The sequence below is a fragment of the Flectobacillus roseus genome (assembly GCF_030056595.1).
In the GTDB taxonomy this organism is placed as follows: domain Bacteria; phylum Bacteroidota; class Bacteroidia; order Cytophagales; family Spirosomataceae; genus Flectobacillus; species Flectobacillus roseus.
Genome location: NZ_JASHIF010000008.1, coordinates 235,588 through 248,959, shown reverse-complemented (window position 1 = coordinate 248,959; position 13,372 = coordinate 235,588). Strand labels below are relative to the sequence as shown.

13 protein-coding genes are annotated in these 13,372 nt (G+C 36.6%); 7 read left to right on the top strand and 6 right to left on the bottom strand.

Annotation, left to right across the window (positions count from 1 at the left end):
- Window positions 1-97 precede the first annotated feature (97 nt).
- From QM524_RS09975 to QM524_RS09955, 5 genes are all read left to right on the top strand, one after another.
- A complete protein-coding gene (locus QM524_RS09975) occupies window positions 98-796 on the top strand; it encodes a ribonuclease H family protein (RefSeq protein WP_310586446.1) in 699 nt (232 codons plus the stop codon).
- A gap of 228 nt (window positions 797-1,024) precedes the next feature.
- Window positions 1,025-1,717 carry a tRNA1(Val) (adenine(37)-N6)-methyltransferase gene (locus QM524_RS09970; protein WP_283344459.1) on the top strand — a complete coding sequence of 231 codons (693 nt, stop codon included), beginning with the start codon at window positions 1,025-1,027 and terminating at the stop codon, window positions 1,715-1,717.
- Window positions 1,718-1,778: 61 nt separating this feature from the next.
- Window positions 1,779-2,729, top strand: coding sequence for a glycosyltransferase family 2 protein (locus QM524_RS09965; RefSeq protein ID WP_283344458.1), 951 nt, complete (start codon window positions 1,779-1,781; stop codon window positions 2,727-2,729).
- A 30-nt stretch (window positions 2,730-2,759) separates the two neighbouring features.
- Window positions 2,760-3,548 (top strand): tRNA threonylcarbamoyladenosine dehydratase, encoded by a 789-nt coding sequence (locus tag QM524_RS09960; RefSeq protein WP_166549481.1) that lies wholly within the window; start codon window positions 2,760-2,762, stop codon window positions 3,546-3,548.
- A 55-nt stretch (window positions 3,549-3,603) separates the two neighbouring features.
- A complete protein-coding gene (locus QM524_RS09955) occupies window positions 3,604-4,620 on the top strand; it encodes a hypothetical protein (protein WP_283344457.1) in 1,017 nt (338 codons plus the stop codon).
- A 126-nt stretch (window positions 4,621-4,746) separates the two neighbouring features.
- On the opposite strand, the gene QM524_RS09950 is transcribed toward QM524_RS09955, so the two are convergent.
- A complete protein-coding gene (locus QM524_RS09950; RefSeq protein ID WP_283344456.1) occupies window positions 4,747-5,208 on the bottom strand; it encodes a hypothetical protein in 462 nt (153 codons plus the stop codon).
- Between the two features lie 221 nt (window positions 5,209-5,429).
- Window positions 5,430-7,217: a translation elongation factor 4 gene (lepA, locus tag QM524_RS09945; RefSeq protein ID WP_095163976.1), complete on the bottom strand. Its 1,788-nt coding sequence runs from the start codon at window positions 7,215-7,217 to the stop codon at window positions 5,430-5,432.
- A 279-nt stretch (window positions 7,218-7,496) separates the two neighbouring features.
- On the opposite strand from lepA, the gene QM524_RS09940 reads away from it, so the two are divergent.
- Window positions 7,497-8,909, top strand: coding sequence for a S41 family peptidase (locus QM524_RS09940; RefSeq protein WP_283344455.1), 1,413 nt, complete (start codon window positions 7,497-7,499; stop codon window positions 8,907-8,909).
- A 23-nt stretch (window positions 8,910-8,932) separates the two neighbouring features.
- Here the strand turns inward: QM524_RS09940 and QM524_RS09935 are convergent, their stop codons facing one another.
- The 4 genes from QM524_RS09935 to QM524_RS09920 are packed head-to-tail and all read right to left on the bottom strand — an operon-like array spanning window position 8,933 to window position 11,824.
- Window positions 8,933-9,610, bottom strand: coding sequence for a LytR/AlgR family response regulator transcription factor (locus tag QM524_RS09935; protein WP_283344454.1), 678 nt, complete (start codon window positions 9,608-9,610; stop codon window positions 8,933-8,935).
- Between the two features lie 40 nt (window positions 9,611-9,650).
- Complete coding sequence (locus tag QM524_RS09930) at window positions 9,651-10,670, bottom strand: sensor histidine kinase (protein WP_283344453.1); 1,020 nt, start codon at window positions 10,668-10,670, stop codon at window positions 9,651-9,653.
- Between the two features lie 5 nt (window positions 10,671-10,675).
- The gene (locus tag QM524_RS09925) at window positions 10,676-11,083 is read right to left on the bottom strand and encodes a hypothetical protein (RefSeq protein WP_283344452.1); all 408 of its coding nucleotides are present in this window, start codon (window positions 11,081-11,083) and stop codon (window positions 10,676-10,678) included.
- A 9-nt stretch (window positions 11,084-11,092) separates the two neighbouring features.
- Window positions 11,093-11,824: a hypothetical protein gene (locus QM524_RS09920; protein ID WP_283344451.1), complete on the bottom strand. Its 732-nt coding sequence runs from the start codon at window positions 11,822-11,824 to the stop codon at window positions 11,093-11,095.
- A gap of 458 nt (window positions 11,825-12,282) precedes the next feature.
- Here QM524_RS09920 and QM524_RS09915 point away from each other — a divergent pair, with 458 nt between their 5' ends.
- On the top strand, window positions 12,283-13,215 hold the full coding sequence (locus QM524_RS09915; RefSeq protein WP_283344450.1) for a hypothetical protein: 933 nt from the start codon (window positions 12,283-12,285) through the stop codon (window positions 13,213-13,215).
- Window positions 13,216-13,372: the final 157 nt, after the last annotated feature.

Sequence of the window (13,372 nt, the reverse complement as noted above, 5' to 3'; positions counted from 1 at the left end):
AGGGAGTATTTCGGATATGGGAGTTTTTTCTTGCTATATCTTGTAAAAAATAAAAGTAGTTTTCTGTATTTCCGAAATCAGAAATCCCACATCCGAAATGCTTAAGCATGTTGATTCTTTCGAGATAAAGCCGAAAATTGATTATCTTCACGGTTTTTTAGGAGAAATGGCAAAAAAAGCAAAATATTACGCAGTGTGGAAAGGAAGAAAAACAGGTGTTTTTTCTTCATGGGCAGAGACTGAGGAGGCCGTAAAGGGCTTTGAAGGAGCACAGTACAAATCATTTGATACAGAAGCGGAAGCCGAGAAAGCTGCTAAGGGAAACTACTGGCAGTCTGTGCAACAAGGGGCGACTGGCGCCAAAGCGGTAACAAAGAAGAATGTAGGAAAACCTTTGGCTAATAGTATTTCTGTAGATGCTGCCTGCTCTGGTAACCCCGGTGTTTTGGAATATCAAGGAGTAGAAACTTCTACCAAAAGGGTACTTTTTTCAATGGGTCCATTTCCTGAAGGAACTGTAAATATCGGAGAATTCTTAGCTATAGTACATGGATTGTCTTTCTTGCAAAAACACAATTCTGATTTGCCTATTTACTCAGACTCAAAAACGGCTTTGAGTTGGGTAAGAAATAAAGCGATAAAAACAAATTTAGAACGAAATACCAAAACCGAAGAGCTTTTTCGACTAGTCGACAGAGCTCTAATTTGGTTAAAAAATAATACATATTCCAATCAAGTTCTCAAATGGGAAACTGAATTCTGGGGCGAAAACCCCGCAGATTATGGAAGGAAATAAATCTTGAATGGTGAGTTAGTGAATTGTGAATTAGTAGTGTACGAAGGATTAGTTTTGTCTTTAAAATAAAATTGCAACTACTGCAAAATGCTCAAGATAAGTACGGTTTTGAACAAAATAGAATCTTTCGTACAGCCCTAATATGGAATTATTTATTGAGAAATAGTAATTCAACATTTCCTGTTTGTCATTCACAATTCACTCATTCAACATTCACAATTAAATATTATGTTTCAGTTTAAGCAATTTACCATACACCAAGACCAGTGTGCCATGAAAGTGTCTACCGATGCTTGTATATTGGGCGCTTGGGTGGATGTTGCTCAGGCTGAAAATATTTTAGATATTGGTGCAGGAACAGGTTTATTGTCGTTGATGATGGCACAGCGAAGCACTGCCCGCATTGATGCTGTAGAATTGGATACACCAGCTTTTGAACAAGCCAAAGGTAATATTGCAGAAAGTAATTGGGGAGATAGGGTAGAGGTATTTCTTGGAAAAATACAAGATTTTTCTTCTGATAAAAAATATGATTATATCGTGTCGAATCCTCCCTTTTATCAGAATCATTTGAAGTCTGAAAAGGTACAAAAAAATCAAGCACATCATACCGAAACTTTAAGTTTTGAAGAACTTTTGGATTCGGTGCTTAGGTTACGGACAACTTCTGGTAAATTTGCAGTATTATTACCAGCCTACGAGGCGAAAGTGCTCGAAGATTTGGCCGTATCAAAGGGATTTTTCCCTCAAAAAAAATTAATTGTTCGTCATCGTGAAGGTGCGAAAATTCTTAGAGTTATCGTTGAATATGGAAGTGAGCCAGTGATTCTGGAAGACACTGAATTACTGATAAAAGATGCTCAGGAACAATATACAGGTCAATTTAGCGCATTATTAAAAGAGTATTATTTGATTTTTTGATAAAGACACCGTCTATCATTCGTTATCGAGTTGTGCGGTAACATTTCTAATAAACAAAATTATGTTAGCAATTTCGATTGTAGTACCACTATATAATGAGGAGGAATCTCTGCCTGAACTTTGTGCATGGATTGAGCGTGTGATGGATGAAAATCAGTTTACCTACGAAGTGATTTTTGTCAATGATGGGAGTAAAGACCGCTCTTGGCAGGTGTTAAAATCATTGGTAGCTCAAAATCCCCGTATCAAAGCCGTTTCATTTAGTCGTAATTATGGTAAATCCGCTGCTTTACATGTAGGTTTCCAAAAGGCACAAGGAAGTGTGGTTATTACAATGGATGCGGATTTGCAGGATAGTCCCGACGAAATTCCTGAATTATATCGCATGATTACGGTCGAGGATTATGACTTAGTTTCGGGATGGAAACAAAAGCGTTTTGATCCTTTGTCTAAAACGATTCCGACTAAATTGTACAATGCGGCCATTAAATGGATGTCGGGTATCAATTTGCATGACAATAACTGTGGTCTGAAGGCCTATAAATTGGAGGTAATCAAAACGATTCGCCTTTACGGAGAAATGCACCGCTATATTCCTGTTCAGGCAAACTGGAATGGTTTTTCGAGAATTGGCGAAAAAGTGGTACAACACCAAGCTCGTAAATATGGCACGACCAAGTTTGGTATCGAACGCTTTCTTTATGGACTGCTCGATTTGTTGTCGATTACCTTCGTTCAGAAGTTTGGAAAACGCCCAATGCACCTATTTGGTAGTTTAGGAATATTCTCATTTTTGGTGGGCTTATTTATTACACTTTATTTAATAGGGGATAAAATTTACAGCATTGCTAACCATATTCCTTTCAGAAATATCACAGACAACACTTGGTTTTATTTGGCATTGGTAGCCATAATCATAGGTTCTCAACTGTTTTTGGCTGGTTTTATTGGCGAATTGCTAACCATGAATTCCGACAGAACTACTGATTATCAGATCAGAGAAGAACTTTAAGATTTTAATAAAAGATATTTTCAATAAAAAATGAGTGATTTAGCTTGGCTTGGTAGAACCAAATTGTTGGTTGGAGACGAAGGAATTCAGAAATTACAAAACGCTCACGTTTTGGTAGTGGGCTTAGGTGGCGTAGGTTCATTTGCTGCCGAGTTTGTTGCGCGTTCGGGTGTTGGTACGATGACAATTGTCGACGGTGATGTAGTTGACCCGTCCAACCGTAACCGTCAGTTGCCTGCTTTGGCAACCAACCACGGCGAGCCCAAAGCGGATATTATGACTGAGCGTTTGTTGGCTATTAATCCAGAGTTGAAGCTAACAACTATCAAGGAGTTTTTATCTCCAGAAGCCGCAGAAAAACTTTTGAGCGAAAATCAGTTTGATTATGTAATGGACTGTATCGACTCCATTACACCTAAGCTGACACTATTGAGTACTGCTTACAACAAAGGACTCAAAATCGTAAGTTCGATGGGAGCAGGTGGAAAAGTGGACCCAACATTGCTCAGAACTGCAGATTTATTTGATACTAGACAATGTTACTTGGCATCCTTAGTTCGCAAGCGTTTGCGTAAATTAGGGATTCGTTCGGGTATCAAAGCAGTTTTTTCTTTAGAAAAACACGATGATGATTCATTGATGCTAACAGATGGCAGCAACTTTAAGAAGTCTGCTTATGGAACAATCTCTTATATACCTGCGGCGTTTGGTGGTGTTTGTGCCTCGGTGGTAATTCGTGATTTGTTGGGCTATCCAATCAAAATGGAGAAGAAACCAAAAGAAATGGTGGCTCGTGAAAAGAAACAGAAAAAGAAATAATATACTTCATTACCAGTGCTTTATAAAAATTTAAGGCACTGGTATTTCCTTTCTCATGCGTAGATTTATTAGGACTATTCTCAAGTTTTCGATTGTTCCGTTTGTGGTAGGCTGTTTGTTTTTGTTGGGATATTGGCATTTCGACCCCTTCAAGGTATTGCGTACTTATGCGGACTTTTCAAAACCTGTGATTGTTCCCAATAGAGACTATGTTTCTACCGAAACGTTTATTCGTAATAACCCTCGTTACCATTACAATTCGTTCATTTTTGGGAGTTCCAGAACGATGGCACTTAAGCCAGCTCGTTGGAAAAAGTATTTGCCTCAAGACGCTGAACCTTTTCTTTTTGATGCTTCAAATGAGTCTATCTACGGGATTTATACCAAAATCAAATGGTTAGATCAGCAGGGTATTCCACTTAAAAATGTCCTACTCCTTATTTGTCACGACCGTACTTTTACGCATAGTAGCAATGTAGATTCGCATCTTTATATCAAGCATCCAGCGGTATCTGGTGAATCCATGAGAGATTTTCAATGGCTATTTTTTAAAGCATACATACAACCTGACTTTTGGATTCGCTTTTATGGGTATCAATTATTAGGATACCAGAGTTGGATGAAAGGATTTATTCAAGAAAAGCCTATTTTCTATGATACTCGGAATAATACAATTTATATGCCTTTTCAAGAGCGTTTAGTAAGTCAACATCCAGATGAGTACTACAAAGAAAAAAAGGGAGTGTTTTATCAAAGAAAAGGGCAGAAGATAGATAAGTCGACGATAATCGAATATCGTCAGGAGAAAATGCTTCAAGAAATTGCCAACATATTCAAAAAGCATCATACTAACTACAAAATAATTCTGAGTCCATTGTACGAACAAGTTAAGTTTCATCCTAATGACTTGGCGATATTACAAAAGTTATTTCCTAAAAGAGTTTATGATTTTACGGGAAAAAATGGGTTGACCAGTTTTTATCAGAACTACTATGAGCAAAGCCATTTTCGGACTGGTGTAGGTGATGCAGTGATGAAGAAAGTGTACCTTGGGCCTGGAAAACGAAGGTAGGGAAACAAGACTAGTTCAAGACTTAGTCTTGGACTTATTTTTTTAAAAAGTTTATAAACTGAAACAAAACCTAGTCCGAGACTAAGTCTCGAACAAGGTTCTTAAAGGAGTTTAACACATAATGGATCAAAAAATCTCCTTTATCGTATAATGATGACGATTAATTTGTGCTTCTTCACCAATAGTTTTTCCTTCTAATGCTTTAAATACTGGTGCTTGGTCTGACACTAGCATATAGCGTTCGCCATTTGCTTCGATTTGAGGCATATTTATGGCAAAAATAAAATTGAAAAGCTCTGTTTTGACAATACTTCCCACATTTACCTTCGAATCGATTTGCAAAACTTGATACAAAGTTTCAAGTTTATTTAGCTCTGCTTTGGCGTTAGCTAAATGGATTTTTTCTTGCTGAATATCCTCAACGTCTTCTTCTCTTCGAGCATCGTCACTTCCCCCAAAGCTACCGACTTCCAAGGATGTAATGCTTTCTTTTAAGTCAGAAAGACGTTTTTGAATATCATTCACTAAAGTTTGTTGCTGTTGGATTGCTTTTTCAAAAAGCTGTTTTTTTATTGCTAACTTTTCCATGTTGCTTGCGGTTTTGATTGTTGGCAAGATAGAAGGAATTATTACCTAGAAGAATGAGAAAGATTGGATAAGTATATGAGTGAAGTTAGGTGAATACGGATTAAATCGGTAGTATATAAACGACAAAAGCCCAAACATACGTTTGAGCTTTTGTCGTTTATAAAGAAAAGGAGTTTTTGAAAAATAGTCGTTATTCAAAAAATACAATTTCTCATTTAATGCTAGTCTAATTTCAATACAGCCATAAATGCTTCTTGAGGAATTTCTACGTTACCTACTTGACGCATTCTCTTTTTACCTTTTTTCTGCTTTTCCAACAATTTACGTTTACGAGAAATGTCACCACCGTAACATTTTGCTAATACGTCTTTACGAAGCGCTTTAACAGTTTCACGAGCAATGATTTTTTGACCAATTGCTGCCTGAATAGCGATTTCGAACTGTTGGCGAGGTAATAATTCTCTTAATTTCTCACACAAACGTTTTCCCCATTCGTAAGCTTTCTCACGGTGTACAATCGCAGAAAGTGCATCAACAGGTTCTGCATTTAGCATGATATCAAGCTTTACCATGTCACTTTCTTCGTAACCTTTGAATTCATAATCCAATGAAGCATATCCACGAGAAATAGTTTTCAATTTGTCAAAGAAGTCAAATACAACCTCAGAAAGTGGCATATCAAACTGTAACTCAACACGGTCAGAAGTCAAGTAAATTTGATTTTTGAGAATACCACGTTTGTCCATACAAAGCTTCATAATCGAACCTACATAATCAGATTTCGAGATAATTTGCGCTTTGATAAAAGGTTCTTCTACACTATTGATTTTGTTAGGATCTGGCAATTCGGAAGGAGCAGATACCCAAATTTCACCTTCGTTTGTAGTATTTACTTTGAATTTTACCGAAGGTACAGTAGTGATTACCGTCATGTCAAATTCACGTTCCAAACGCTCCTGAACGATTTCCATGTGTAACATACCCAAGAAACCACAACGGAAACCAAATCCTAAGGCAGCAGAAGTTTCGGGCTCCCACACCAAAGATGCATCATTCAATTGCAATTTCTCCATGGCATCACGAAGGTCTTCAAACTCGGTTGTATCTACAGGATAAATACCCGCAAATACCATTGGTTTTACCTCTTCAAAACCCTGAATCATATCCAAACAAGGTTTGTCGCGGTGTGTGATGGTATCACCAACCTTTACTTCTTTAGCATCTTTGATACCTGAAATCAGATAGCCTACGTCACCAGCTTTTACTTCTGATTTAGGTTCTTTATCAAAACGGAGTGTGCCAATTTCATCGGCGGTATATTCTTTGCCAGTGGCTACGAATTTTACTTTATCTCCTTTTTTGATAGTACCATTATATACACGGAAAATTACTTCGATACCACGGAATGAGTTAAATACCGAGTCGAAGATGAGTGCTTGTAATTCAGAATCTGGATTACCTTTAGGGGCAGGTACACGCTCAACGATAGCATCCAAGATATCTTTGATACCAATACCCTCTTTTCCTGAAGCATGAATAATTTCGTCACGGTCACAACCCAAAAGGTCTACTACTTGGTCTTTTACTTCTTCAGGCATCGCCCCCGGAAGGTCGATTTTGTTCAAAACTGGAATAATTACCAAGTCATGATTCAAGGCCAAGAAAAGGTTTGAGATCGTTTGGGCTTCGATACCTTGTGAAGCATCAACAATCAATAACGCTCCTTCGCAGGCAGCAATTGAGCGAGAAACTTCATAAGAAAAGTCAACGTGTCCTGGTGTGTCGATGAGGTTAAAAGTATAACTCTCGTCGCCGTATTGATAATTCATTTGGATAGCGTGCGACTTGATAGTAATACCACGTTCACGTTCCAAATCCATATCATCCAAAAGCTGTGCTTGCATATCACGCTTTTGAACAGTATTAGTAAATTCAATCAAACGGTCGGCTAGAGTACTTTTGCCGTGGTCAATATGTGCAATAATGCAAAAATTACGAATGTTTTTCACGTTTCGTTTAATTTATCTGTTGTTTCTTTTGCGATGACTTTTGAGTTGATAGGCATCGTAAACCCACAATTCTTCAAATTGTATTTACAAAATTACGTTCATTCCTCCGAAAAAGATAATAACCAGCCGAAAAGTTTAATCTTGTTTGGCATTCATAGAATACTTTTCTGATTGTTTTGAGTCTGTACCTTAAACTTTACAATTGTTTTTTGAGCCAAAATGTTATTTTTTTGTTTTATAAAAATCTAAATCCTGTTGTTTTCTCTAAAAAAACTACCTATGAAAAAGTTATACTATTTGGCTATCCTATTAATTGGGGTAGAATTTGGTTTGTTTGCTCAAATTAGTTGTAATTGCCAAGAGAATTTGCAAAAGATGATTCAAAAAACTGAGTTAAATTATGCGGGCTTCCCCTCTAAAGTAAGTGCCAAGAAGGGTGTTGTCTATGAAAAACTCAAAACCTCACTATTGGAAAATACCAAGCAAGAGATAAATCCTAAAGCCTGTTTTGGGATTCTGAAGCAATATGTAAGGTTCTTTAAGGACAAGCATTTTAGCTTTAGTTATCGTGAAAAATCAGCCAATGACAGTGTCGTTTTATCCATCCCCAAATCCTTTGTTAACAAATTCAACTTATGGGAAGGCGTATGGATTAATGAAGACAGTACTACCAAAATTGCGATAGTCAATACCGCCCCAAATGTTTACAAAGCACTCAAATTAGAGGGAAAAGATTCCTATCCAAAGGGATTTGTTTATTTTACTTTAGTGAAAAAGAACCAATATTGGTACGCCGAATTGTTTGATACCTTTATGTCCAATGATATCCCTGTTAGTACCAAAGGAAATCTATTGTTTATCTGGAATTTTAATATTTGGGCACGAATAGCCCCTCAAAAGGCTAGTATGGAAGAGGTTAAAGAACTTTCTACTTGGCGAAATCACCAACAGGGCGTTCATTTTGAGTCATTGAACAAAGACTTTTTTTATATCAGAATTCCTAGTTTTGGTAATAATGATGGGTACATTCAATCCTTAGTGGCGCAGTATCATCAAGATATTATCAAACACCCTTATTTGATTTTAGATTTGAGAGGAAATGGAGGAGGTGAATCGGGCTGGGTTCATCTTTTGCCCTACCTGATGACTAATCCTATTCGTCAAGAAAAGAGCCAATTGAGGGTTAGCCCCGAAAATGTGATACAAAAACGCAACGATTTGTCAGGTTATGTGATACAAGAATTGCCCAAAGAATATCTCAAATACTTCCCTGATACGATTATGCAGGCTTATCGACAAGCCTATGAGGAACTGCCCAAGACTACTAAAAAATTCTACTCAATTCCTAGTGTACAGTTCCCTTTAGATTCAGTCAGTCAAAAGCCTAAAAAAGTGGCTGTGCTCTTCGATGAGCTTTGTGGGAGCTCGACCGAATACTTTTTTTATTTGCTAAAACAATCATCAAAAGTTGTCACCTATGGACAGCATACCTTAGGAATGATGGATTATGAAGGTATGTCAAATCGTACAGAGTTACCATATCGTAACTATTATCTGTATATCCCAATCAGTCAATCCTCTTGGACCATCAAACATCCAATTGATGAGACAGGTTTTAGCCCACAAGTAATACTGCATGACCCCAAAAAATATTGGATAGAAAAGGCAATGAAAGATTTACCAAAGAGGTAGATGTTAGGTGTATCTTGGGAAAGTTATTTTAAACCAAAATGCTTTTCCAAGGTATCCTTGTAAGAGTTTGCAATTGGAATGATTGCATTTTGAACATGTAATTGATGACGCTCTATTCGTTTGATAGCAGTAAAAGAAACTATATAAGATTTATGTATTCTAGTGAATTGACCGACTGGAAGTTGAGGAATAATATCTTTCAAAGGCATTCTGGTAATTACTTTTCGATCTTTTTCGTGGATATAAAGTAAATTTCCATCTGACTGAATGAAAAGGATATCATTCCAAATAATTTTTATCCAATCATGTCCGTCCTTTACAAATATGTAATCATTTGTAGAATTACGCTGAGCCCTATTTTCTAGCGCACGGTTACAGGCTTCCAGAAATCTCGGGAAGCTTATTGGTTTTAGGAGATAGTCAACTGCTCTTAAAGAAAATCCTTCTACTGCATATTCTGAAAAGGCAGTAGTAAAGATTACTTGTGTTCCTTTAGGCAAAAGTTTGACAAGTTCAGTTCCCAACAAATCGGGCATTTGGATATCTAAAAATATTAATTCAACTGACTGCTGTTTTATAAATGCCAATGCTTCTGTCGGACTGTGGAAGGACTGAAGGTGCTGAAATTCGGGTACTTTTTGAATATATCTTTCAAGAATAGCAACGGCAGCTGGTTCGTCATCGAGGATAATACAGTTCATAAGAAATGTTATAGGTTTTAGTGTGCCAAATATCTTTAGCCTAATTACCAAGATTAAGTTTCAACTGAACACTAAAAGTTTTGTCGTTTTTCTGAATATGAAACTCATTTTGATTATTGTATTCTAGTTTAAGTCTTTCTTGAACTTGTTTGAGACCAGTGCCAAGTCCCTCTCGACCAACAGCAAAATTGCTATTTTCGATTGAAAACTTCAAAGTTTGCTGTTCTAAAATAGCAGAAAGGCGAATGTAGCAGGGGTGTGATAGACTGAGACCATAGTGAAAAGCATTTTCTGCTAAGGGCATTAACAGCATCGGAGAGATAACACAAGTATTCGCAGGAATTTCCCAATGAAAGTCTAGCTCAATCATTGGATTTTGTGGAAGCCTAGCTTTTTGTAAATCAATATAATTTTGTAGAAAAGAGATTTCTTTTTCTAAAGGAATCTTGTTTTTAGGAGCTTCCTCAATGGAAAACCTTAGTAAATCTGAAATTTTCAGAATCATATCAGCGGTATTAGGACTTTCTTCAAGACTTGCTTGGTTATAAACCGTATTGAGAACATTGAACAAAAAATGAGGATTGATTTGCGCTTTCAATGCGTGAAGGTCTGCCTCGGACTTGTTTTGGAGTAACTTTGTTTGAAGCTGTTTGGTTCGTATGTAATCACCTATATATGCTACCAATAGAATCAAAATGAGTACGAGAAGACTAACGAGGATATTTTCATCTATATATCCTCCAAAGTGCCCAGTGCGAAATTGTAATAACTCAAAAATAAGCCACACCAACACAGATACCCAAGAGCTCCATAGGTATCGGATAGCAGGAGAATAATGATAGACAATTTTAAGGAAAACCCATTTATAATGAACATAGGCTAATCCTACTGACAGTAAGAAGATACTAATCCAGCCCAATAGGTATTTGATATAGCCACTTTGCAAAATGAAACCTTCTTTGGATTCAGGCATAGCGGATTCTTTAAGAAGAATAAGCCAATATAGAGCTAAACCAATCGGTGCAAAGTAGCTAATCTTTTTGGTGATTTTTGGATTCATGGATTCTATGGTATTGCAGAGAAATTATATTTTTTCATGTGCTTGAGCTCTTGGAGGGCTGATTGTGTACCTAACCTGCCAAGCATCAATTGGTCTTTGAAATAATCTAATTCTCGATACACTTTTAGATAGTAGGTTTTGTTTGCTTCAAGCGTAATTACCGCTTTGACCTCTATTTTTTCCTGAATATTTCTCGATATTTCAATAACCGTAGATTCTGCAGGGAGTTCAATTTCAATATATCTGTTTTGTGATAATTCTGCGATTTTTTTACCCTGAATGATGATTGAAACACTACTTCCCCAAAATTCTCTTTCTCGTAAAATAAATAACTTTGCTTTGGGTGTATCTGTGCTAGTAAATCTCAAACTAGCCCATACCAATGTGTAAAATATCTTTATGTAAAAGCTCATACTCATTCATCAAAGTTTTTTATGCCCAAAATGTAACATCACTTGGATATAAAAATTGGAGATTTTATCACTAGGTAATCCATCTTGAGATGGGCTATACCTTAGTTCCCAAGGAGTACTACTTAACCCGAGCCTGTATCCTGCTTTTATAGAACTTCCTGCTGACTTTTGAGGTGTTCTATTAAAATACTCGATGCCAAAATCTATAAATGGTTGATTTTGAGTGAAGTTTACTCCTTGGCCTATGGTGTTGGGTAATGGGTAGTTTATATTGCTATTGGAAGATTTTACTCTCGTGATGTACTGATTATAGCTTGCATATCCGATTCCTCCATCAAGGTAAAAGTAATTATTTCGATCAGCCAAAAAAGCATATCCAAAGGTAAATGTTGCTGTATTGGCACTTGATTTACTTACAAATGAACCATAAGATTTGTCTCCACCCGTAGTACTGTAATTGATACCTAAATCAAATTTAAAGCGATTGTATAGCAAGTTAACTTGTAGCGGAATATATCCACAAAACAAATTAGGTTTAGCATTGTAGGTTTCTAAGTATGATTCTAACCGTGGAAAAGAAATAAACTCCCAACCAGAAGACGGTACCCCAATGCTTATTCTAAGCTGAGGAATACTTTTGGTAGAAAAATTTGCTCTGGTTGTATCCATCAAATCAACTTCATTTTGTGCCTGTGTGTAAAAGGCCGCCATAAGTAATAGAATTGTAAAGAATCGATTCATTTGGTATGATAGTTTTAAAACATGTTTAATTAATGTCTTTCAAATCGTGTAATATCGGTTTGAAGCTACTAACTACTATGATGTCCACCAATACTTTGTTATCAATAATTCTTACTTCGTGGTGAAAGCTCTTTTTTATGTGATTTTGGAAGTAATATAAGATACAGGTGAAGACATTGATTCCCTCTTAATCTCACTTAAAGCGGGCTTAAAATTTATAGTGAAAGATATGAAGAGGTACCTTGGGGTTTGCCAAACCCACCTAGCAACTCTATTTTCAAGAAAAGAAGGTATTGAGGTATCGGGTAATTGTATCTTATGAAGATAGATTTGTGAAACATGGAGAATTTTTAGTGATTTATCAACTGCTCATTTTTCGTTTTAGTCTATCAATTCATTTTTAAGGAAATTTTAATAAATCACGCAATTGCCCAGAATCTTCCAAAATTGCGTTGCACATGAACAAACTAAATTTACGTTTATTAATTATCGTTTTAAGTAGTATTTCTGCTCATTTTTCTACCCAAGCTCAAAACCATATCGTGGACCGTTTTACGATTCGAAAATCATTTCAAACAAAAGATGATTGGGCAAAACCCGCTGTTATCACATTTACCAAACCACAAGAAAAATCTGCATCTTGGTTGTTGGATATGGCCATTGGTTATAGCGCTTATCACCATCCCAAAGGTACAGTTTCGGTAATACCGTACATGGAGCTTCATCGAAATACCTTGATTGACAAGCCTCAAAGTGTTTGGATTGGGGGTGTGGCAACCGAATGGCGAATGAATGGCTTGGAGCATAAAAAATGGTCTCCAGTTTTGGTACAATCTTTCAAGTTTATGGAAGATAAAATCAAGCAAAATGCATCTTTTCAAAGCAACTTTTATTTGACTCCTGTTTTTGCTTTTAAGGATATGAATCCTAAATATTTTTGGATTCCCAACCACCCTGTGAGTCTTGGAAGTAGACTGAGCTTTGTGTACACGCCCTATATCGGTATCGAAAACGAAAATCGTACCTATGCTGAAAATAGTCTTTCCGAAGGTAATATTTATCGAGCATTCGGGCGTATTTCGACGGATATTACGTTTTACCCTTCCAACAATAGCCTAAAAGGAAAGTTGGACTTATCCCTCGACTGGCAATACCGCTATAATTATTACCAAACGGTTTCTGATGTGAAAAATAGTACGCAACAGTTTTTAAATACCAGTCTCAATTATACATTTTTTACCTCTGCGGATGGTAAAAAAATGAGCCAAATTGGGTTTGACTATGTCATTGGCGAAAACCCAACGGAAGGTTTCGAGAAACAGTCGTTTTACACCGTAGCGCTAAAATTTAGACTCAATTTAGGGGGCAATAAAACAAAGGTGGTTCTTTAGTTTTTAGGAGCAAACAGAAATGAAAAAGATATGTATTTGTTTATTAGGGCCATTTTTTATCCTTTAAACCTAAAAAATAATGCTTTGATTTCTAAAGGGTTGTTTGATATTCTTGAGGATGACGTAAAATTTTGCTAAACCTGATGCAACATCAGTA